Below are 22,663 nucleotides of genomic sequence, written 5' to 3'. Positions count from 1 at the left end.
GCATGGCGAGTACCGTTTCTCAGGCGTCGAGTAGGTTGTGCCAGAACTTCATGTCCGCCACGAACCCAGGCTGGACGTACCAGTGGCCGCCGTGCGGTATCAGGATCTCTGGATACCCCTGGATCACCCTATCCACCGCCGTCCCAGGCATGGCGTACAACACGCTGTCGGCTGACATGTGTACGCCCAGGGCCTCAAAAGACTCCTGCACCGTCTGTTTGGCCTCATCAAGCGTCATCGTTCCTACCGATCCGGGCGCCCCGTTGCTTCCGTAAGCGAGTCCGGCGGCCACCAGTTTGACCCTGTCCAACAGCCCTTCTTGCTGCAACAACCGAATCGTTTCGTGACAATGACCGCACCACGGCGCGAACACCAATACGGGCTTGTCCGCCGGAAACGGCACGACCGCGCCATTCGCCGCCAGCAATGGGGCGTCCTTTATGGCCGACTCCAAGTTCGGAGCGGCCTGTGCAAGTCCCTTCCACGTTGACACTGACTGTGAATTCATTGATGCGCGTGAGACCCCGGTACGGTGCCCAATCTCATAGCCGACACCCCCGGCCAACAGCACCACGACCACCCCAATTGCCGCACCAACCACCTTGTCTTTGCGCATTTATAAGACCTCCTCAGTTCTTGGAGAAGAAATTCACCCATTGGTTGACTTCGCTGCTCTTGAGCACTCCAGGCACCTCTTCCCAGCCGCCCGATACCTTCCGGTATGCCGCTGGGACTGGCACTGAGGCTTTGTCGTACAGTGTTACCGGGCTTGGGAGTGGATCGCCGTGATAACCCAGCTTCGACCACATCTGCTTTGTCTGCGCCTCCGTCATCCCAGACCACACAACCGCGGGCTTAGGGTCCAACTTAGGCCAGACCGATTGGAATTGTGAGATGGCGTACCCGACGGCGGGACTAATCACGAGCACCCGATCCACATTCGACGGGACTTGTACCGGGAGCTTGTCCACCTTTTGGATCCGGCTGGAATACGAAGACAAATGCGATTCAACGCCGGATGGCAGGGATTTGATCGGCGCCGCCACCGCACTGTTTGCCACTGCGTTGTCGGGCGTCGCTGAATTGGTGGGCGCCCCTCCGCACCCCGCAAGCAACCCTCCAGCCACAGCCAAGACCGCTCCTGTTCGGACAACCCTGCGCATCTTTCACGCGCACCTCCTGTGCACTGGTTTCCACTCCAACGGGACTTGCAGGGCAAAATAAGAGCGCCAGGACTCAGTCATCCCGACGCAATAGCCGTCTCTCTTGCACTGTGTACCGCCCCGGCCTCAATCCTGACACCCGGTACCGTCCCGGCCTCCGGAACCGGCCAGCCTTCGTCAGCACTGCCCTACCTCGCCGTAGGCGGACATCCAGGTGTATGCCACTCTCAAAACTCCAGTTCTCCCCGTACACTTTCAACGGCAGCGGCAAGTCCCCGCGCGTCCACACAACCTTCGCCGCCTCTTTCCGTCGTGTTACCTTGCCTCGGCGCCACACCAACTGCCGTGCCTTTTTCGTCCACCCGTCGCTGACATGACTCCGAAACGGATACGCCACCGCCCCAAACAGATACCGCACCAACGGCTTGCCGTCCGGGTCGAGCTTTCGTGCGGCCCACGTGAACAAGAAAGCGCCTCCGGCGATGAACAACCAGCGGTTCATGACGAAGTTGACGAGAATCAGCGGTGTGTACGAATCAAGGAGCATGAGAATGAACGCCGCCAGAAGGAACGTGACCAGGTCGTCTGCAAACAGCCTGAAACCCAGGCTGTGACGATTGAGATTGGTGATCACCGTCTTCTGTTTGAACAGCTTCTGATAGCTGCGCGGCACCGCAACCCTCCCCCTCTCCACAAAAAGGCCGCCCGTACAGAGCGGCCCGTCCTCACGCGTGCGGCAGTTTTCCAATCAGCCAGTTCAACACCCCGAAGAACACCGTGGGGTCAATGAGGAAAACGAGGGCGATCATCCCGAACAGCACCTGGACAATGATGTTGTGGTGCTCGCCTTTGAAATACTTCCTGACGATCAAAACCGTCATCCAGACCAGAATTCCCACGGCGAGCAGATCAAAGATTGGTTGAACCAGGTGCCACGCGGGATTGCTCGTGATGTCATTCGCGTTGGCTCCCAAATCCCGCTCTCCCCTTTCCGAGGCTCAAATTCAGGCGGTCAAGTGCAGCCACCGGCAGGCGTCCGCCAACCAGGGCAATGAGACCGCCTCAACCAATCGCGACGCGTATGGCAACACAAACCTCCCCGTTTCCCTAACCGCCCCCGGCAGATGCAAATAGCCGTAGCTCGCCCCTAACGCAACGGCGTACACCTGAATCATCAGCCGAATAATCGCCTCTCCGGTGCTCTCCACCCCAATGGCCAGCCACGGTATGGGAGGCTTGACCCATATGGGAAGCGGGTAAAAAAGCTGCACCCCCATGGGGTTGAGCAGGTCGATGAGCCAGTGACTCGTCCACCCGACCACAATGCCCGTCGCCAGCCATGTCGGCACGTGAAAGCCCATATCGAACAACACCAAGTACAAGGCCACCGTGACCGCCAATGAGTGGGTCAACGTTCGGTGGCGGATGAACATGGACACGACCGATCCGAACGGAATGTGTCGTGAAACCCAGGACTCGGGATGGTCGATGTCGGGAAACGGCGCCACAGTGAAAGCCGTAGCGATGGCGGCCGCGGCCTGCCACGTGACCGGTGCATGCTCGGAGACGAGGATGGTTTCCATGAGGGCAGCGCCGAAGGCCGCGTGCGTGGTGTGGATCACAAATGAAACGCCCCCTTTCACACACAAGAGGGGCGCAGGGCAGGAATTTATATTTACGAGGCCGAAAGTTTCAAGAAGACCACTATTCAACAATTCAGGGTGACTGATATGGATCTTCTGGAATTAGAAACATCTGTATGCGGAGTAGGTTTCCTGAATCCGTGACAAGCAGGTGTAAAAACTACTGAAGCACTTGTGATTTGTCGTGTAGAATCGGGATCGTTGGGATGTCCGTTCCCTTCAATCCCCCTTCACCTCAGAGGTGAACCCCCTTGCGCTTTATCATCGAAGAATCCGACGAAGTCATTGTCACACATTCTGGAATGACCCTTGTCGGTTTATTGCTGGACAAAACCACTCTCGGTGAACGCCTGAATCGGACTCGCCTGTCAGGCATGGGAAAACCAGACATTTCAAACCGAGATGTGGCGTACTCATACATCGGCCTGCTTTGTCAAGGCAAGACGGACTTTGACCACATCGAAGCCTTTCGTGATGACGAGTTTTTCACGATCGCACTACAGATGGACAGCGTGCCTTCGAGCCCAACGCTGCGCCAGCGTTTGGATATGGCCGCCGGAAAGGCCGGCTGGGAGAGTATTTTACTCGAAGAGTCCGCAAACCTCTTGAGAACCCTGAATGTTACACTGCATCCGATTGTGCTGGGTGAGTCATCGAAACGCCGGGCTTACATTCCCCTGGACCTTGACGTGAGCCCATTTGATAACTCGGGAACGAAAAAAGAAGGCGTCTCCCGCACGTACAAAGGCCACGATGGATACGCCCCAATCTTTGCTTACCTCGGCCAAGAGGGCTATGTGGTCAATGTTCAGCTGCGTGAAGGCAGTACCCATGTTCAAAAGGATACAGCGGCCTTCTTGCGCAAGAGTATTCAGTACGCAAAGCAGATTTCAGCCCTTCCGCTGCTCGTTCGCATGGATGCCGGAAATGACAGTGCAGAAAACCTTGCCGTGTGTCGTTCTCAGGACAGCAGGGCCGAGTTCATTATCAAACGGAATCTGCGAAAGGAAAGCCCCCAGGCCTGGCTCGTGACCGCCCAGCAGCACGGTGTATGCCACGAACCTCGGCCAGGCAAGAAAGTGTATCACGGTTCGCTGATGTGCCCGGTCAAGGGCCTGTCGGAACCAGTTCGGATGGTATTCGAAGTCATCGAACGGACCACCATGGCCGACGGGCAAACCCTGTTGGTCCCAGACATCGAGGTCGACGCCTACTGGACCTCACTGCCCGACGACCCAGATGTGATCATTCGTCTGTACCATGACCACGCCGTGATGGAACAGTTCCACAGCGAAATCAAGACGGATCTGGACGCTGAACGGTTACCGTCAGGCAAGTTCGCAACCAACAACCTGGTACTGCATTTTGTATGCATGGCTTACAACTTGCTGAGGGTGATTGGCCAGGAAAGCCTAAAACGCAACGATGCACCTCTGCGTAAGAAGGCAGAACGTCGTCGTATCCGGACGGTGATTCAGAACTTGATGACCTTGGCTGCGAAACTAGTCCGACATGCCAGGCAGAGCAAACTGAAGTTGGGGCATGGGAACCGATGGTTCCCTGTGTTTCGCCGTTTGTATTTGACCTTCGTATAACATGTGCCGTCTTGTGGCCTGGGAACAAAGCCTGACGATGAACAGGCCGGGGAAGTTATTCGCTTCTGCGGGAACTGGCGTTCCCTTACGGTTGAATTCGATGGAATCGCTCCACGCACCAATGCAGTCGCAGCCCGTTCGATGCAAGATAAACGCCGCATGAGTGCTCGACAGGTACCCTGTCACGGATTCAGGAGGTTTGCTGTTAACGATTATTTCTAGCATTTATGTCACCTTCTACTCTAATTCATGCAGACAAATTGAACGTCAATTGGTAAAGAAATTGAAACCCGCTCCAAAAGATATGCGGTTTTCCTTCGCTTCGAACAAAAAAAGGTTTCCCCATACCATCAAGAAGCTTTACGTGCTCTATCGCAATGTAAATGATGTGGAATTGGCATTGTGCAAGCAGCACATTTCCCTTGACGTCGAAGCTGTTGAATCCAAAAATGTACTGGGTTTTACCGTATTCAAAAATGCCACCACAGGTGCAGAGGAATTTTCTAAATTCGTTTCACCAGTTAGTTTTGCTACAATCATTTTCGCTCTTGTACAAAAACTTCCTAGCAGTCTTACAAACACTATCCAAACCTGGTTAGAGTTTGCGGGTTTTCTATTAGAGGTTTTGTTACCATTGATGGCGTATCTGTACATAAACATGGCTCTAATCAATATGTTTACTTCAATCAGGTACTTCAGATATAAACTTCATCTCGCAGCAATAGAACTTGTAGAATCAGAAAGAAGTGCTAAATCGCCACCCTGAAAAAATGAAGATACCTGTTTAACCTGCAATGAACGGGATAATAAACTGAAACATCAATAATGCCACCACCGTAGTCCAGAATCCCACCGAAAAAGTTGTTTCTCCCCAATCCGGAAGCTCCCATTCATGATTACGGATATAGTGAATGCAGATAGACATGCCAAGCATGACCCCGCCAAACACCATGGGGGTCAAGGCAAACACGAAACCATAGTACCAATCACGCATCACCATGGCAGCCTACTTCCTTCCCCTGTTGGGTAGAGTGGGTTCAAAGAAACCCCTCCTTTCAAGCGAAGGAGGGGTGTAGGGCAACCCATGTATTTACGATCTTGGCCGCGGAGACCGAGAGCCACGCAACTGTTTTGTATCTTTCGGTCGGGGCCCGCGCGGATCCGGTGGCAGCATGTAGGGTTGCTGTCTCTGCCACGAACGGGGCGTCGGGCGAGCTGGGGTCTCCGATGATTGACCTCCCTGCTCCTGCGGTAAACCGGGACGCTCCGTATGCTGCACCGCCCCGTTCCCGGTGCGCCCTGTTTGCACCGTGGTCACGTTCTCAGCCCCGGTAACACCGGGCACTCCAAACCCATCCCCCAGCCTCGACGTCTCAGTCTCCGTGCCGCGCCGCTCATGATCACGCCACTCCGTCTCCTCGCGGCCGGAGCGCGCCGGGGTCTGCAACGTACTGTTGCGTCGTTGCGCGCTGCCAACACAGTTGCTTGCGGCCTCGTCGTCGCTCGTCTGCAGCGCTGCGCCGGATTCCTGCCGATCTGATAAAGTCGTTTCATCGCGAACCGGCTCAGGCGGCTCCACGCCTCTTGTCGTGTCCGAGCCCGGCTGTGGCATCGAAAAGCCCTCGGCCAAGTGGTGATCCTCAAGCTCGGCGTCTGGTCGCTCCGGCATCGGAACACTGGTGCGCATAGGCCGTTCAGGTTGCAGCGGACCCCGCCCAGCCGGTTCATCCGGCGTCCGGGATTCCATACGTCGCACAGTTGCACGTTCGGCAAGCTGATCTACCACCGTGCTCGGTTGAGGACCCTCAGGCCGCTCCTGTCCGCCGTCAACGTCCACGCTTGCCGCAGGAGCTCCGTCAAACGCCTCGGACAGCGAGCGACTGTCGTCTTCGCTTTCTTCCAGTCTCTGGCGCACCCGGCGCAGCGTTCGATTCTCCAACTCTGACCGCAAAGCCTGACCTTGCTCGACCGCGGCATCCACCTCGCCGGTTGCCTGGGTCTCAGAAGGCGGTGGATCTCCCGGCAAATCGCTTAACTCGGCAGACGAAGACGCCGAGTCGTAAAGCGACCGACCGGCTCTGACGGCCTGCTTACCGCCGTGAGCCAACGCATCCAACGTCCTCCCATGTGCCGCACGCTCCAGCGCAATCAGGCGGTCTGCACGGCTTTGCGCCCGCTCCTGCCACGTCGACGCACGACTCGGATTACGCGCCTTGTCGACCATCGTCGCGAACGCCGCAGCGAGTTTCTGCCGCGTCGCCCCTGCGCCCGTGGCCGACGTCGCTCCAGCGCCCGTTGTCCTCGCTGTCACAGCGGCAGCCCCAATACCGGACATGCCGACACCTTCGGCCGTCGCCCCGCTTTCTGTGCGAAACCTGCCCGAAAGGGTTCCGCGTCGGGGCCTGTTCGCCCCGTCCGCCGTACGTTCCTCTCGCGTGTCGCCGCCTTGTGCCTCGGGCCGGGTTTCGTTCTCGTTCTTTCGTTCGATCCCTTGCACCGCCTCGACGTGTGGCCGGATGTACGCGTGAAACGCCTTCTCTCGGAACAACAGCGCTGCCAAAAACACCAGCGCATTCGTGAGCGCCGCCAGCACCAGCGACGACTCGTCCCCAGTCACCGCCACCGCGCCGACGACGATCTGCGCCAACGCAAACGTCGCCGCCATGTACACCACGTTCGCGAGACGCAGCAGAAGATACCCGGCCGCCTCCCGCAGCCAGCGCAGCGTCACGAACCACCCAACCTCGGGAACGAACGCCACCGGTACCGTCACAATGCCCAGGAACACCATGAGCAGGAACATGAATGCCAGCGCGAACAGCAGAAATGCCATCATCCCTAGGAACACAAGGCAGGGTATGGAAAGCAGCAACATCACGAGCAAGAACACGATATTGTCGTACGGGTTCGCGTTCTGCACGTCCTGGCTCGTCCAACTGGAGTTGGCAAACGGCCGCGGGACGCTGGTTATGGCTCCGAGCAGGCTTTGCCGCGCCTGATCGGTCGTATTGGTCATGAACAGCTTGACCCAGTTGTCGTTTGCACCGATGGTCTGCTGCTGACCTTGGTCGTTGGTGTACGTCTGACCCACCGCCGCCGACGATACGTCAAAGTCGCTCAGGTTCTGCGAAGCGTGCCCGAACTGCGCCGCCTCCCACGGTTCCAGCACGTACACGTTCCACAGCGCATCGTACAGGGTGCCTGCTTGCAGGCCCGCCGTCGATTCGACCGCCGTTCCAAGCTGTGTGGTCACCGCCTGTGCGAGGTTGTTCACCGTCTTGAACGCTGGCGCGAAGTTGAAAAAGAACACGTAGATGAGCGCTCCGGACAGGGCCGTGCTGACCACGGCTGTGAGAATCTTCGTGTGCCGGGCGCGCAAAAACTGCCACACGACGTACAGCGCCGTCGCAAGCACAAGAAACGGAAGCAGCCGGACAAACACGTTCTTGTACCCGAGTTGAAAGACGGTGCCGATTTTGTCCGCCACCGGATTGACCACCCACGCCGGGTCGCTGAACTGGGCGGCGAGCAAAATGGCCAGGTGCATGACCCAGGCAACGGCCTGCATGACAAGGTTGGCCAGGAAGTTCGCCAGCTCCTTCATGGCCCCGCCACCGAACAATGTATTCCACCAGCCCTGCGCCGGAAGCGTGAACGTGTAGACGTTCGGCGCCGGGTTCTGCCAGCCGGGAAACGGCGGATTGGGCGCGGTGAAGAGTTCAGTGCCCAACGGAGTCACCTCTTTTTTCTCCGAAATCGGGGCTAAACATTCTACTCATCCGCTCATACCCGTCACTCACGGGAGAGGTGCAGGGCAAATCCGGCCACAAAACAAAACCGCGCGACCCGTCATTGTTCTGATGGCGAAACGCGCGGCAAGCTCACCTGACTCCACCGACCGCAGATTCAGTTCTCGTATGGTCGCGTCGGTTCCAGCGGGCATTGCGCCCCTTCTGAATGCACTCTACGACACCTTGGCGGCATACGTACAAAGTTTATCCATAAATGAAATGAAAAAGCGGCCCCGTCGATGGCGGAGCGGCCATTCTTCCTCCTCCTGAGCCAACTCCCGTCTCAGGATTCCGAGCAGCTTTTCCCTTCCCCGCTCGTTGTACCGGAACGCCGAAACCTGTTTGTCACTGTATGGTGATTTATCTAAGACGTACTATCCGTACTCCGGCGTCTTCAATCCGTACCGGTTCGCGACCCGACCAACCATATTAGCAGTGACGCCCGCCTCCGCCGCGATGTCCGCAGCCGTGTACATTCTCTCCGTGGCGGGGAGCGGGATAAGCTCTAGCCCCGTCAACAACTTCGCGCCGACCGCCAGCACACTCTCGATGGCCTTGTCCGACAAACGATCCCGAAACCGGTGCGCCGTGTCGAATAGCAGCTTCGCCTGCCGTGTCTTCGCGTTCATCTCCATGATTGCGAGCCGTCGAACTTTGAGCTGTTCTGTGTGGTCGTTGCCCGTTGTGCTGCCAGGAACGTCGTACCGCCCCGTCTTGCGAATGAACGGAAGCACCTCGTGCGTGACCCAACGCTTAAATGCTTTGGCCTCAGGCTTACGGCTTTTCAGGATGAGCGAGTACAGTCCAGGTTCAGAAACAGTCAGTACTTCCTGTGGCCCCTTAGGGGTACTGACAATGTCAGTACCTTTCTCATCCTCATCCAGACCACCACTTCGGTACATGTTCCCATCCCGATCAACACGCTCTCGGCCATTTACCGCGAGACTCGTATCGAAGTCGAGGATACGACACACATCTGTGGCCACAAACCAAGGTTCTCCGTCACGGATAATCACGCGTACCTCATATCTTCCGAAAAAGAATGGTTTAAGGTATCGTTCCAAGTTAAATCACCTGCCATTTCGCGTGACCAATTCGGGAAAAAGCAATTCCTTGAGTACATTCACATGAGCTTCCGTCCTTTTGCGGAGCATTTCCACGTCATCTCGGAATGTCAGCCCAAATTTACCTGCCATGAACTCATCCAGGGTCATGGCGAACAGTTCTCCTCGTACCCTGTGGTGACTTAACGCTTCGTGGATGCTCCGTTCATTCTCGTTGAAGTTGGTGTGAGGACGAGACACAAGAATTCGGCCAATTGTTGTGTCACCGTAGTTGCGACCGACTGATTTGATGGACTTCATCCGTTGGTGTGGGTTTTGCGTTTTGCCAATCTTGATGAAAGAGCCGTACTCAACCACATACACAAACCCTAAATAATCACGCATCTTATTGAACGGGGGTTGATTGAGCTGAGCATTTGACTCAGCCACAAACCACGGCTCACCATCCACCATCACGACCCGAACAGACTTCTCCTTGTACTCGAACGGAATCAAGCGTTCCATCCGAATCTCCTCCTCCAAGGTTCCTACGGATTCCCCGCTCATTCATCCGCGTCTTGCATGGCAAGAAGGCAAAAATAAAACCGCCCCGCGTTCTCAGCGGAGCGGCCGCATCTCAATACCCAAGTCTCGAACTGTTGCCCGGCGGAATCCCGAGCGACGGGTCACTGTAAATCATCCCGAGCGGTCTGTACGATTGAGGCGCCTGCGCCTGCTGCAACAGACTGTCATCCACGATCCGCGTATACCACCACGCAGGCACTCCTAGCGTGCTCGCCACATTCGGCGCGCTCACCGTAAAGTCACCAGCCGAGGTGTTCACGGTAACCGTGAAAGAGATGTGCGCCCCCTGCGCGAACGCTGTCGCGGGATCGTTGCTCAGGCTCCACGCCGCCTCCTCCGGCTGGCCGTTTTTATACACGCCCTTCGGGATGTCCGTCCAGCAACTGAACACCTCTGACGCGGGCGGCGGAGGCTCGTCCAGGCCCAGGAGATTAGTCCCTTGCGTCTGCAACGTCTCCGTGTTGAGAATCAGCGGCTTCGTCCACGTGATACTCCCGCCGTCCGGATTCGTCATCGTGAACGTCACCGTGCCACTTGTAGGAATGGCGTGCGGAGAACCCGTCCAGACGTACCGGAAACCGAACCCGCCATCGACGCGCACCCACACCGTCGGTGTCTGCTGGCCAATCGGCGGGCCGTAGGTGTGGAACAGTTGGCCGTTCACCCAAACATCGCTGGAAATCTGGTTGGCGTTGGGTCCGCCCACTTCCCACCCGGTCCAACCATGCCGTTGGTACAGGTCACAGAAAAGCCCTGGGCACTGAGCCGGGTCCCATTGCCACGATGGTACCGGCATCCACATGTTGGTCGGCGTGCCCGGGTCGTAGGACAGCCCGGAGATCTGACCGTTGGTCACCGAATGCCGGTAGACTTGCGTCTTCTGTGTGGTGTTGTCCCCGCACCCGACAAACACCCGGATGGTGGTACACTGCTGGTTTCCGTTGGCGTCCGTCGTGCATCGCTGTTCATTCTGGTAGATGGGGTACGGGTCATGGCGGGTCCAGACCAATTCTTCGTCCCCGTTCCCGAGGCTCACCCAGTGCGCGTCCGAATCGTATGGCGCCGGACATTGGCCAGATCCGCCGCCACCTGATCCACCGCCACCGCCCGTACCACCGCCTGAACCGCCATCCGAGCCTCCGCCGTTGCCGCCTCCTGAATTATTCCAGGTGACCGTCACGGTGTTGGAGGCGATCTGTTGCCACGTCACGGTGTCAATCAGGTACGCGACATACGTGTCAGTCAGAGGACTCTGCGACGTGGCCGTAGCATTGAACGACGTGACGTTCATGTCCGACCAGGCTTGGTTGGAACCGCCGATGGTTCGGTCGCTGCCCTGATCGACGATCTCAATCCCCCAAGCGTGGCCGTTGGACAACCCGCCCGTTGTGGCAGTCAGGGTGGAGGATTGTCCGACCGGCAAGCTCGTCGGATTCGCAGTCAGGACAATGCTGTCCTTACCTGCGCTGCCACCACCGCCGCCGGATCCACCGCCACCGCCCAAACCGCCGCTGCCCACGGTGAACGTGGTTGTCACAGTGTTGCTCTGTCGGTCAACGCCATCCCAAACAGAGGCGGTGACTGTGTAAGTCCCGTTCGGGAAGGTCACTGACGGCGTGATGTCGTCCACGCGGTTGGAATATTGACTCCCGCTCTCAACCTGAACATTCGTGACGCCAGCGTTGGACGTGTCGCTCGGCTGCCACACCACCTGCCCATTTGAATCGAGGATCGTGATCTGGTCGAAGTGGTGCGTGGCCAATTGGTACCACAGGGGCACGGTGTTGCTGAAGTGCAGGGTGACGGTGTTGCCGTTCACTGTCGCCGAAATGCTGTTCGCCGTGGGCGGTGCGCTCGGGTTCACCGTGAAGTTGTGGTTGTACGTCGGGTAGGTCTTCCCTGTGCTTGGATCTGTGTACGTTCCGCCGTTTGCAGTGAACCCGGAATCGGAGACTGTGGCTCCCGATTCGTTGGCCACGGTGGCGAAGGGGACGAGGTGGGTTAGGCTCCAGGTATCTGTATCCACTATGCTGAACTCCTGTCGTTGTACCTGTGCCTGTACGAAGTCCAAATTTCCCTGTAGGCTATTCACCCACGACGCGACATCCCCCTGATAAATCGCCAAGTAGCCGTTGTTGGCTGACGCGTTCTGAGTGTCAATCTGGAGGATGTTTCGCCCATTAGCTTGGGCGAAAGCAATGTTTACGTTCCCCCAGAAATTCTGCCACCCAGGAGGCGGCGTGGACGGAGGGTTTACACTGAAATTGTCGCCCCCACCGATGGCGTAGTAACCCCCGGAAGCATCGTAATAGAACACGCCAAGATTATCCGCGTATGCTGGCGTCGCCACCGATTCCGCCAACAGCGCGGCAGTCAGCGCGGAAGCGGCGGCAAGCCGTCGTCTCCTGCCAAGCAATTGACATCACCTCCATCACACTGCGACTTGCAGGGCAAAGAAAAAAGCCCCCTGCCCGGTTGCAGGAGGCACAAGATCCGGAAGTCATGTTCCAATACTTTGTCCATTGAGGTCTTGGCCAGCACCGAAATCAAATGGTTTCGTGAAGTCAGGTGAGCCGTTACTATCATCGTGATAACCGACAGTAAACCCAATCCCTCCAAGAGACGTTTCGTTCATGGTCAACACCTTCAGCATGAACCCGTAGTTCCCGTTGGTGTTGGAGATGGTCAGCGTCGTACCTCCGTGGTCCGGCCCCGGCGGATACAACCCGGCCATATTTCCGTAAATGAAGTTGTGGGCCGCTACCCCCAACGTCACATTCGTCCCGGACGTATCCGGCAGTTTAACGTAAATCTTCGACCAGTCCGAGTTACCCCAGACCTGAACCTGGTCGAAGTATTTGGTCGCCTGAGCTATACCGTCCTGATACTTGGACAGTGGAACTGGATTGTGAGCAACGAGTGCGGACCACGGAAGCCAATTGCTATAGAACGGCACATGCAACGTGTAGACCCCGTTGCTCACCTTGTATCCGTTCAGCCACCACTTCAGGTTGTCGATGATCTGCGCCGCCTCATCCGTGGTGATTTGGTCGCTCGCGCTGGACACGGCGGTTCCGTCATACAGCCCGTTGATCCGCGCCCATGTGAACGGGTCACTGGACGCCTCGTACTGCAGGTCATACGGATGGAACTGCCCCGCATACGTAACGCCCTTCGACGCCGCCGCCCACTTCGCAAGCCAGTTCGCAATATCGCCCGCCGTCACCGGAGCGGTGGTGGGCGTCACCCCCGCATCCTGCATCGTCGCGTACTTCACAATGTCCCAGTTCGACGTGGCATTGAAGGCCGCCCACATCTGATCCGCCATATCCTGCTGCGTCACGGCCGACGGATTGCCAACGGTCATCGTCCAGTTGGTGCCGTCCCACCCCGGCGTGATTCCGAGCCGCTTAACGGCCAGCTCCAGGTAGTAGATCGGCACATACGTCGTCGGCAGACCGCTGGCCGGGTCCGTGGCCGCAAGTCGCGGCGCGTACAGCACCGTCTTGCCGTTGATCTGCACCGCCATCGTCTGCGGCGTCACCTTGCCGCTCGTCGGCAGGTTCGTCAGATCTACGTTCATCCCATCCGGCACGGTCATCGACAACACACCGCGCACGCCGTCCCACGTGGTGTGGATTCCGGCCTGCGTCAGCGCGGTGTACACGTACCACACTGGCAGCCAGCTTGTCGAAGTTCCACCCCACGGATCCGGGGCAACAGTGTGCTTCGGCGAGGACTCGACCACGCCGTTGTAGATGATGTTCGTCGCGTACTGCGCCTTCGCGGTCGCCGCCATCGCCTGTGGAACGAAGGAAGTCGTGGCGAGGATCGCAGCGCTTCCCGCTAGAAGTGTTCCGAGTTTGGTCTTCATGTTTCATCCCCTCCTATGTAGGGCCGTGCTGTATGGCAAACGTCAGACCGTCTATTTGCTCTCGTATTTTATGGCTACAGTATACTACTATTCCATTTGTATGTAAATATCCTTTGTTTACCCAAAACCTCTAAGCACACTTTCGTCATCATTATGGCGCCAGCACGGCAAAACGAAAAAGGCCGCCCACGCATTCTTGTGGACGACCATCCGCCTTGCAAGCGAAATCAACCATTTATTGAGAAATAATGAAATCTGCGATAGAATTTCCGTGGGAGGGGCAAACCTCTCTCTGCCACCCCCTTTGTCGAAAGGGGGTGATAGGGATGCTGCGAGACATCGCCTTAATGCTCGCGGTGTTTCTGTGGGGGCTAGCTCGTGTGGGCTACGCTGTCGCAGAAATCATCAGAGCATTAAATGGCGAACCCCGCCGCAAGGTTGGCGCCAAGGCGGGGCCGCACTCCCAACGCAGGAGGGGTTAACCCTCCTGCCATTTTCAGTGTTATTCTACCACGCCCCTGTTTATTCCGTCCATAACCGCAAGCCCTCAAACACGTCTCCTCAATACCTCCAAGACCGACGCCTTCCACCGAATGACGTACTTCGTCGTCGAAACCCGCCGATTTGGGTGGAAAATCTCAACCGGCATCAACTTCGCGTACCGCTTGCCCGCATCAGTAAGCTTCCATTCCCTATCGGCCTCGTCCCAGCGCTGCAGTCCCGCCTCCGCCAAGAGCCGGTTCATCCGCTTGCCGGACATCGGTGGATTCATTCTACGCCCAAGCTCCGTGGGCGAATACGTCTCCTCCGTATCGTCTTCGCGCACTAGCCGCTTGAACTCGCTCAAATCAACTCCGAACTCCTGCTCTGTGTGCGACACCGCGACGAGCGCCGCCGTCCCGTCCGACACGCCCAAAAGTTTGCAGAGGCGTTTCTTCTGGCTGACAGCGGTGACAATGTTCCGCCACGAAATGCGGTTGACAGCTCGGGCCACAACCTGCGGCGCAGACGCCCGCGCTTCCTCTTCGACGTTGAGCAAATACGACCGCACCGTCTTGGCCACTACGCTGTCCCTCAGCAACATCCCAATTCGCAGGATTGCGCGACGGGGGATCAGCGTCAACGAACGCGCTTTGGGAGACACAATTCCAGACCTTGCCTCCGGTGAAATACCGGAGACAAACTCTGTCAACTCTTGCCCCCGTAATACGTGAAGTCCGTCAGATTCCAATTCCCCTCGATGATTTTGAATCACCTCTTCAACCGCGTCCCGGTGCACTTCGTAGTAGCCCGCCACCATCTCGACCGTCGCATTCACGTCGTCCGGCAGCAGCGACAACGCCTTGACCTTGTTCAACACGTCCACCCGATCCGACAAACGGTCCCGCAGCTCTCGGACCTCCAACAACACGTCCGCATTCACGCCGCTTCAGCCTCCTGTGAGCAATGTTTCTTCATTCGTCGGAGGCTTGCAGGACAAAAAAAGCGCCGTCTCTGACGGCGCCCTGAACTCTCTTCCCCTACACCACCACGGCATCCGCGGTGACCCCGTTTTGTTCCGAGAACTGCAAATCCACCCGCACCCGGTGCGGCGACACGGACTCCCGTTCCGCAACAAACTCCGCCACGGCGTCGACTAAATCCTGCTGACTCAGGTGCCGGTGCCGCCATCCGCCGATTCTTGCATCCGCCGCAAACCGGCCATTGTCGAACTGCAGGTCAACCTCGACTTGCTGTGGTGGACAGCCTTCCCTCCGCGCGACGTATTCGCAACAGGCATCGACCATCGCCTGTTCGTCCAGGTACATCGCCATACCAGCCCCCGAATCACCCGCCGCGCCCGACGACACTGTGGCGAACACGCCCGCGCGCTTCTTTCGACGACGCCGTACCAGTGCCACGACAGCCAGCACCACGGCGGCCAACAAAATCAAGTCAAGGATCGTGCCGACCCATGACCACCCCGAAGCAGCCGCTGCCATCCCCGCAGGCGCTGCCCCGATCACCCCGGAAGCGTATGCCGGCGCTGCGGTGTACGGTGCCGACCATCCCCAGCCGAACGGATGCAGCATGCTGCCGAGCAACATCCCGGCGCCGAATGCCGCCACGTGCCCGGCCGACAGCGACGGCCTCTGCACCGTGCCGGACGAGTACCCGGAAGTGGGCGTCCGGACATTTGGCGACGGCGACTGGTAGCCGGAATGATACGTGGAACTCGAACCGGCTGTCGTACCAGCGCTCGAAGACGGAGCGGTGTACCCGGAACGGTACGAGGAACCGGACCCCACCGTCGTTCCGGCGCTCGACCCGGTTGTAGCCCGGCTCCCCGATACACTGCCAGTGCTAGAAGACGGGGTGGTGTAGCTTGAGTGGTATGCGGAACCAGAGCCGAACTCTCCACCGCTGAACGTCGCATGACTCGACACCCTTGACGAATATGTGCTTCCACCTCGATAAGTGGCTGCGTCAGCCACCGTCGGCTGAACGAGCAGCAGACATGCGGCCATCGTCAAAACCCATCGGCGCATTTGCACGAAATCGACCCTCCCTCACCGCGCAATGATAGCACAGCCCACCAGCCTCGGATTCGGCCATTCGTGGGATTGCGCAATCCGTTGCCGTCAAGCGCTGAAGTTCCGCGTCCGCTCCGCCTCGGCCTCGGACTCGCGTTCGATCTCCTCGATGATTTGACGCGCCGTCCGTGTGATCCGCTCCATACTCTCGCGGAATAGCCGCTTGTGCCCACCGCTCCAGCCTGCCACGTACCCGACGCTCTGGTCCGACGTGTCGAACCCGAACGCCTCGCATACGACGAACGCCACCGCCTCGGCCTCGACCTCCTTTTGCTGGCGGGGCAGTCGTCGCCCGGCGTCGGACGTGTGCAGCAGCGCGTGTGCATACTCGTGGATCAGCGTCTTCGCGTTTTGGTTCGGAGTGTTCTTTTCACTCAACGCGATTTCTCCGGTAAGCGGATCGTACCATCCGCGCGCGCCGTCCATCTGATCCTCGGGCAAGTGCTTGATCGGGATCGTGCGGCTCACCACCCGCGCCAAACGATCATACAGCGCCTGGTGCCGGTCGCCCTCAATGTTCATGTTCACGTCTAGCGTCGGCAACGGATTCCCCTCTGTTTGGGAAACATCGAACACCGTCACAAGCTTGAACCCGGACAGGCGCCGCACCACCACCGTCTCTCCGGTCTCGTCCGCCTCCTCCACGTTCTTGAACAACGGCGCGAAAATTTTGATCCCCTTCTCGCCTCGCATGACATGTCGCCCCATCTCGGTCCACTTCTTGTATCCGGCGACAAGCGTCGCGTTCGGACGCTGGCTGAAGATGAGCAGTTGGTTGTGAAAGCTGTACCGCGGCATCGACGCGACGAACTTCAGATACTCCCGGAACTTGTCCGAGTCGTACAGTTCATCCAGCAACCGATTCATCCGCTCATACGCCTGCCGAACTCGCTCGTCCCTACTGCGCGTGACGAACGCCTGCTCCTTGGTGCCGAGATCGAGCGCCGACGCATCGTACGGCTCGTCCTGAAGCGGCGCTTCGTCAGTATCCACTGCTGCTGCCCCGGTGGACAAGGCTCCGCGATCCGCCAATTGGGCGGCGCTGCTCTCACTCAGCCCCATTGCCCGCGCCCGCATGTACAGTTCCTTGTTCGGGCCGCGGTACGGCTCGTCAGCAAACGCGGCGTACTGGTGCCTCGGGACCCTCTGTGCCGCTTCCTGTAATTCCTCGGCGGAGTACTCTTCCAGTGGCCGGATCGAAGGCGCCAAGTGTAGCATCGCACCCTGCGTCGTTATCAGCGGCGCCCGTTCGTCGGGCACGTTTGTGCGAACCAACGGCCTGCGCAAAAACCTCTGCACACGTTCGTCCGTGAGCGCGCTCCAGCCCCTTGGAATCCTCGGCTCCAGACCGGCGTCGCGGCGCAGGTTCTTGGCGCACACCGGCCCGACGCCGCGCCGGATGCTCGGCACCGCCAATAACTTTCTGAAACAACGTAGGCAGTTGCTCATCTCGATTCCCTCCCGGTGAAGGATGTTTGGCTTCACCGAGATGCGGGATGCATGGCAAAAACAGTGCCGTTCCACCAAGCGGCGCGCTGCAAGTTGAACGCAATCGTCCTTTACATGCAAGGTCTACCGTAAACACCAAAATAATGTATGATAATAAGAAGCGTCGAGAAAGGAGTTTTACTATGAATTCATCGTCTTGGTATCCAGATCAGCCGGAATTGGATCGTTACGCCGACCTCGCCGTGCGCGTCGGTGTCGACCTACAGTCTCGACTGGTTGCTCGTCCGCAGCAGCACCGAAGCCGAACCTTTGGTGCGCTCCATCGTCGCACGTGCTTATGCTTGCGGCGCACGGCGAGTCGAAGTGGACTGGGAATCCCCATATGTGGACAAGCTGCGACTTCTGCATGCCCCGGAACATGAACTGCGCCGCCTGACACCAGGGCGCCAGTTACTGTACGACACTGCGACGACAGAGCGCGCCACGATGATCACCATCCATTCACCTCATCCCGGTCTTATGTCCGATGTGGATCCCAAGCGTAGCGCGCTGTTCGCGGCTGCAATGAGAGAAGAACTCGCCCGCCACCGTGAGGCTGTCCGGTGTTATGACGTTCGCTGGGCTATTGTCGGTTGGCCCAGTGAGAACTGGGCTACCGCCGTGTTCCCCAATCTGCCACCGGGTGAGGCGCAGGCGCGGCTGTGGGCATGCATCCTCCAGGCGAGCCGTGTAAACAATGATCCGGTCGTAGAATGGGAGTGCCACCTTTCGCGTCTCAAGAAACGAATAGAGTGGTTGAATGAATTTCGCCTCCGTCGACTGTACTTCCGAGGCCCCGGCACCGATCTGACTGTCGAACTACCCGACGGCCACATTTGGCTGGGCGGTGATGTCGCAGATCCAAACGGCATTCGCTTTGTTCCAAACATCCCCACGGAAGAGGTGTTTACCGTGCCGCACCGGACAGGTGTCGACGGCACGGTACGCGCGACTCGACCGCTTCACTACAACGACCAAGTGATTGAAGGCATGGAACTCGTCCTCAGAGGTGGCGAAGTGATTGAGGCGCGGGCGCAGCGAGGCCAAGAGGCGCTTGACTACCTGTTGGCTGTGGACGAGGGAGCACGACGACTCGGAGAAGTTGCACTCGTTCCCGAAGATTCACCGATCACGCAGATGTGTGTCGTGTTTCACAATACGCTGTTTGACGAAAACGCCTCGTGCCACCTAGCTCTTGGATCGGCGTACCCCAATTGTCTGCCGCGCGTGATGAATCTCTCCCCGGACGAACGGACTGCACACGGGGTCAATCGTAGCCAGGTGCATGTGGACTTTATGGTCGGTTCACATGAACTACATAGGGTCTGCTGAACAGTTGATAAGACCAGTAGCAACAAGGATTATTAGCCTGTCGTGACGAAATCTCATGCACGGATTTTCGCTGAAATCCGTCAAAATCCTTGCACCTGAGGGATTGCCAGTGTATCGACCGACCCAACGACAGATGCTGCTTCCGGATGAGTTCTTCCTGCCTTTTGGTGGGAAGTTGAACAAGGAAAACCGCTGGGTAAAACTCGCTCAGATGATTCCGTGGTGGAAAGTCGAAGAGCACTACGGCGAGCGCTTCAAGTCCTGGACGAAGGGACAACAAGCGTACTCCGTCCGTGTAGCACTTGGTGCACTCATCATCCAGGAACGTCTGGGTCTGAGCGACCGCGAAACGGTCCGCCAGATCACGGAGAACCCGTATCTGCAATACTTCATCGGGCTGCCGCGTTTTCAAGAAGACCCACCGTTTCATCCGTCGTTGATGACGCATTTTCGGAAGCGACTGGGTCCGGACGTGTTGAGTCAGGTCAATGAATGGATCGTGATGGAGCAGGCCGAGCGCGATGATGATTCGGATGACCAAGATGATGCAGGTCCTGGGCAACCGGGTGTGAATGCCACTTCCAAGCCCAGGACAAAGGCGCAGACAACCGCGAACCAAGGTAAGCTCCTGCTGGATGCCACATGCGCGCCGGCGGACATCTCCTACCCGACCAACCTGTCCCTTCTGAACGAGGCCCGTGAGAAATTGGAGAAGATAATTGACGTTCTGCATGCGGTGCGTGAGCGTGGCAGGTGCAAGCCGCGCACCTATCGGGAGAAGGCGCGCAGAGCGTACCTGGCAGTGGCAAAGCAGCGTCGCGTGAGCCCGCGTGTACTGCGTAAGGCAATTGGAAAGCAGCTGCGGTTTGTCGCACGGGACCTGCGCATCATCGGTAAATTGAAGGAGGAAGTCGGGCTGGGAGCTCTGAGCGCTCGGCAGTACCGTCAGCTGTTGGTCATCCAGGAACTGTATCGTCAACAGGAAGAGATGTACCGCAGGAAGACCCGACGCATCGAGGACCGAATCGTCAGCATTTCGCAACCTCATGTGCGACCCATTGTTCGTGGCAAGGTGCGCGCCAACGTGGAGTTTGGTGCGAAGGTGGCAATCAGTGTGGTGAACGGGTACGCAAGGCTGGAGCGGTTGGACTGGGACAGCTTTCACGAAGGCAATACCCTGCAGGCGGCAGTGGAGGCCTACCGGGAGCGGTATGGCCATTATCCGGAAGCCGTGCTGGCCGACAGGGCCTACCGGAGTCGGGAGAATCTGCGTTACTGCAAAGAGCGTGGCATTCGCCTGAGTGGACCTCCGCTGGGTCGGCCCTCGAAGACGGCGCGGGCAGAACAGGCACGGATTGAGAGACAGGATGCAGCGGAACGAAACGAAATCGAAGGGAAGTTCGGCGAAGGCAAGCGTTTGTACGGTCTGGGTCTGATTCGGGCGCGTCTGCGGGCCACGAGCGAGACGGTTATCGCGCTGCAACTGCTGGTGATGAACTTGGAGCGGCGACTCCGCCTTCTTCTGTACCTTGTTTTTGCGTGGTTCGAGCGCTGTCCGATCTCAACTGCTCTGGCGAACTCGTGACCTGTTCAGCAGACCCTACATATCGACGGCGAAACCCCCGACGGCCGACGCATCGCCTTGTTTCGACATGGGTTGTGGACGAATAATTGAATTAACAGTAAGGCGCGCCGCCCACCGGGAATGGGCGACGCGCCGTTAAGTTTCACGGATGTTACGACCTCAATTGATCTTCTTCCGAATCTCCTCCGCCTCTACCTCTGACAACCCCGTCAACTCCACCACGTCGGAAACGGATGCGCCTTTGCGGAACATTCGCTCTGCAATCTCTTTTGCCTTCAGCAATTCGCCCTGCTGCATCCACTTCTCCTTCAACTCCTCCTCAAACTCCCGCAGCAGATCCGTCATCCTCAACACCTCCCTGAGCCGTTCCTTTTGCTCCGGCGCCAGAACCCGCGCGCTGAACCCCAGAATCAATGCCGCCACATAATTTTGTTCGTCCCGGTCGGGCACGCGCCGCACCACGTCCACGATGTCCTCAAACGCTTCGTCCCGCGTCCTCGTCGTGAAACGCATATGGAACGCAAACGACAACCGGACCCGATCCCGCTCTGTCCATTCGTCGGTGTCCAGGTGCCGCTTGACTGTCTCCAGCGCGGCATCGCCGTCCAACCGGTTCAAGTACACATTCTCCACGCTGTACTGGAAACTCCCAGCATCGAGCTGGGACGGCGCTTCGTGAACATCTCCGGTGTACAGCACCACCGTCCGCACCTTGCGCCGGTGACGCTCCGCTATCGCTACATCATACGCGGCAAACCGATACAAGGCGGGTTCGCGCGATGTCTGGAATTCAATGTGCAACAGCCGACCGTCGTCCAGTTCCAACATGACGTCGGTGTACTCCTGCCGCACCTCGACCTTTGGAATCTCCGTCGGCAGCGCGCGCACCACGTTCGCATCGTGGATTCCGATCACTTCGAGCGCACCGTTTGGCACCGCGCCCGTCAAATGCTTCGCAACGATGTCGTTTGCATTTCTCGCTAGTCTCATCGTGACCTCCGTTTGTCACCAGTATACCGCCGCTCCGGTCCATCACACCAGCGTCAGTGCACGGCTCTCCTTTCATCCTCCACCATCGCGTCCTTCATCGCCCGCACAGCCGCCTCGACGTGCGCGCACTTGCCGGACGCCGCGAACTCGGGACACGTGCACCGGCGATGAATCGCATCAACCGCGTATGTCTCATGCGCCAGAAAGAACCCGAACGCTGTCGGCTGCAAGAAGACGCTCGCCTGCGTGGGCTTGTCCTTAGGCAGTTCGCCTTGTTGCAGTAGGAATCGGAGACACGGCTGGCCCGCACTGAGCGAATTCAGGTACTCCGAAAACACCGCCGCCTGTACCACCGGCTCGCGCGAGAGCGCATGCGCCGCGACGTTCTGGTGCCTTGGAACGTGCTCAATCGGAACCAAGCGATGGATCACCGGCAACAGTTGCACGTCCATTCGTATGCTGTTTGGCAGCCGCGCGCAGAGGGACGACAGTTCATTGCGCTGGATTAGGCCGACGACGCTCTGGCTGTCCAAGCAGATTGATTCCACCTTCCACTGCTGGTCGTTAGCGACATGGATCGCTGTCAGGACAGCCAACAGCTCTGCGAGCGTCGAATCCGGCGTCTGCTGAAGCAACAACCCTGTCCGCTCCGTCCGCAATCCATCCATCGCGAACACGCCCAGGCGCGCGATTTTGGCCTTCTCGTCGTAAGAGGCATCTGTAAAGACCCGCATTCAATCATCCCCCGGTTTCCTCGTCATCCGGTCGTCCAAATGCCCGCTCCCACAGATACTCCAGTCCACGTCTCGGCTCCCCGGTGCGCCGCCAGCCGTAGAACGTATCGACCTCTTCAACAACTTGTCCCGCTTCATCGACGATGGTAGCAACGGATGAAAGTCCAGCACGCGCAAATGCCGCTTCCTCGTCCGAACTGAAATACACTGTCGCATCACAGCAACCGCAAGCCAATTGTACCTTGTAGGCTTTCAGTTTCATCGCGC

21 protein-coding genes and 1 pseudogene are annotated in these 22,663 nt (G+C 58.2%); 4 read left to right on the top strand and 18 right to left on the bottom strand.

The features are described from left to right. Positions 1-19 precede the first annotated feature (19 nt). The 5 genes from N687_RS0119960 to N687_RS0119940 all read right to left on the bottom strand — a co-directional run bounded on the left by N687_RS0119960 (position 20) and on the right by N687_RS0119940 (position 2,785). Entirely contained in the window at positions 20-616 is a 597-nt protein-coding gene (locus tag N687_RS0119960) for a TlpA family protein disulfide reductase (protein WP_029423519.1), read from the bottom strand. 13 nt (positions 617-629) lie between these two features. Then, entirely contained in the window at positions 630-1,163 is a 534-nt protein-coding gene (locus tag N687_RS0119955) for a hypothetical protein (RefSeq protein WP_029423518.1), read from the bottom strand. Positions 1,164-1,236: 73 nt separating this feature from the next. After that, positions 1,237-1,836, bottom strand: coding sequence for a conjugal transfer protein (locus N687_RS0119950; protein WP_029423517.1), 600 nt, complete (start codon positions 1,834-1,836; stop codon positions 1,237-1,239). Between the two features lie 52 nt (positions 1,837-1,888). Beyond that, complete coding sequence (locus tag N687_RS0119945; protein ID WP_029423515.1) at positions 1,889-2,137, bottom strand: hypothetical protein; 249 nt, start codon at positions 2,135-2,137, stop codon at positions 1,889-1,891. A 30-nt stretch (positions 2,138-2,167) separates the two neighbouring features. Further along, the gene (locus tag N687_RS0119940) at positions 2,168-2,785 is read right to left on the bottom strand and encodes a metal-dependent hydrolase (RefSeq protein WP_029423514.1); all 618 of its coding nucleotides are present in this window, start codon (positions 2,783-2,785) and stop codon (positions 2,168-2,170) included. Between the two features lie 272 nt (positions 2,786-3,057). On the opposite strand from N687_RS0119940, the gene N687_RS0119935 reads away from it, so the two are divergent. Together N687_RS0119935 and N687_RS24220 are read left to right on the top strand one after the other, a co-directional pair. Beyond that, positions 3,058-4,401 carry an IS1380 family transposase gene (locus N687_RS0119935; protein WP_029419949.1) on the top strand — a complete coding sequence of 448 codons (1,344 nt, stop codon included), beginning with the start codon at positions 3,058-3,060 and terminating at the stop codon, positions 4,399-4,401. A 199-nt stretch (positions 4,402-4,600) separates the two neighbouring features. Next, complete coding sequence (locus N687_RS24220; protein ID WP_156040242.1) at positions 4,601-5,167, top strand: hypothetical protein; 567 nt, start codon at positions 4,601-4,603, stop codon at positions 5,165-5,167. Positions 5,168-5,185: 18 nt separating this feature from the next. Here N687_RS24220 and N687_RS0119930 read toward each other — a convergent pair whose 3' ends face one another. The 10 genes and pseudogenes from N687_RS0119930 to N687_RS22630 form a co-directional block, all read right to left on the bottom strand. After that, positions 5,186-5,401 carry a hypothetical protein gene (locus N687_RS0119930; RefSeq protein WP_029423513.1) on the bottom strand — a complete coding sequence of 72 codons (216 nt, stop codon included), beginning with the start codon at positions 5,399-5,401 and terminating at the stop codon, positions 5,186-5,188. Between the two features lie 90 nt (positions 5,402-5,491). Next, positions 5,492-8,131, bottom strand: coding sequence for a hypothetical protein (locus N687_RS0119925; RefSeq protein WP_029423511.1), 2,640 nt, complete (start codon positions 8,129-8,131; stop codon positions 5,492-5,494). Between the two features lie 435 nt (positions 8,132-8,566). Beyond that, complete coding sequence (locus N687_RS24980) at positions 8,567-8,926, bottom strand: hypothetical protein (RefSeq protein ID WP_231493659.1); 360 nt, start codon at positions 8,924-8,926, stop codon at positions 8,567-8,569. 3 nt (positions 8,927-8,929) lie between these two features. Further along, positions 8,930-9,208 (bottom strand): annotated as a pseudogene (locus tag N687_RS24975) (Bro-N domain-containing protein); the annotation flags it as partial. Between the two features lie 54 nt (positions 9,209-9,262). Beyond that, positions 9,263-9,760, bottom strand: a complete 498-nt coding sequence (locus tag N687_RS24555) for a GIY-YIG nuclease family protein (RefSeq protein ID WP_029423510.1) — start codon at positions 9,758-9,760, stop codon at positions 9,263-9,265. A 112-nt stretch (positions 9,761-9,872) separates the two neighbouring features. Then, the gene (locus N687_RS24550; RefSeq protein WP_029423509.1) at positions 9,873-11,846 is read right to left on the bottom strand and encodes a hypothetical protein; all 1,974 of its coding nucleotides are present in this window, start codon (positions 11,844-11,846) and stop codon (positions 9,873-9,875) included. Between the two features lie 474 nt (positions 11,847-12,320). Next, positions 12,321-13,694, bottom strand: a complete 1,374-nt coding sequence (locus N687_RS0119905; RefSeq protein ID WP_029423508.1) for a hypothetical protein — start codon at positions 13,692-13,694, stop codon at positions 12,321-12,323. A 547-nt stretch (positions 13,695-14,241) separates the two neighbouring features. Then, a complete protein-coding gene (locus N687_RS22635) occupies positions 14,242-15,117 on the bottom strand; it encodes a hypothetical protein (protein ID WP_051663494.1) in 876 nt (291 codons plus the stop codon). A gap of 97 nt (positions 15,118-15,214) precedes the next feature. Further along, entirely contained in the window at positions 15,215-16,222 is a 1,008-nt protein-coding gene (locus N687_RS24205; protein WP_231493649.1) for a DUF2653 family protein, read from the bottom strand. Between the two features lie 93 nt (positions 16,223-16,315). Beyond that, on the bottom strand, positions 16,316-17,716 hold the full coding sequence (locus N687_RS22630; protein WP_051663493.1) for an ArdC-like ssDNA-binding domain-containing protein: 1,401 nt from the start codon (positions 17,714-17,716) through the stop codon (positions 16,316-16,318). A 252-nt stretch (positions 17,717-17,968) separates the two neighbouring features. On the opposite strand from N687_RS22630, the gene N687_RS21655 reads away from it, so the two are divergent. Next, positions 17,969-19,087: an aminopeptidase gene (locus N687_RS21655; RefSeq protein WP_197029343.1), complete on the top strand. Its 1,119-nt coding sequence runs from the start codon at positions 17,969-17,971 to the stop codon at positions 19,085-19,087. Between the two features lie 109 nt (positions 19,088-19,196). After that, entirely contained in the window at positions 19,197-20,672 is a 1,476-nt protein-coding gene (locus tag N687_RS0119870; protein WP_035462553.1) for an IS5 family transposase, read from the top strand. Between the two features lie 159 nt (positions 20,673-20,831). Here N687_RS0119870 and N687_RS0119865 read toward each other — a convergent pair whose 3' ends face one another. From N687_RS0119865 to N687_RS21650, 3 genes are read right to left on the bottom strand one after another with little or no spacing between them, the layout of a single operon-like run. After that, positions 20,832-21,662: a transposase gene (locus tag N687_RS0119865; RefSeq protein ID WP_029423503.1), complete on the bottom strand. Its 831-nt coding sequence runs from the start codon at positions 21,660-21,662 to the stop codon at positions 20,832-20,834. A gap of 53 nt (positions 21,663-21,715) precedes the next feature. After that, positions 21,716-22,396 (bottom strand): ribonuclease H family protein, encoded by a 681-nt coding sequence (locus N687_RS0119860; protein WP_029423502.1) that lies wholly within the window; start codon positions 22,394-22,396, stop codon positions 21,716-21,718. Positions 22,397-22,400: 4 nt separating this feature from the next. Continuing rightward, positions 22,401-22,658: a hypothetical protein gene (locus N687_RS21650; RefSeq protein ID WP_035462550.1), complete on the bottom strand. Its 258-nt coding sequence runs from the start codon at positions 22,656-22,658 to the stop codon at positions 22,401-22,403. Positions 22,659-22,663: the final 5 nt, after the last annotated feature.

This window comes from Alicyclobacillus macrosporangiidus CPP55, assembly GCF_000702485.1.
GTDB classification, from domain to species: Bacteria; Bacillota; Bacilli; order Alicyclobacillales; family Alicyclobacillaceae; genus Alicyclobacillus_H; species Alicyclobacillus_H macrosporangiidus_B.
This window is presented reverse-complemented; position numbering and strand designations above follow the sequence as displayed.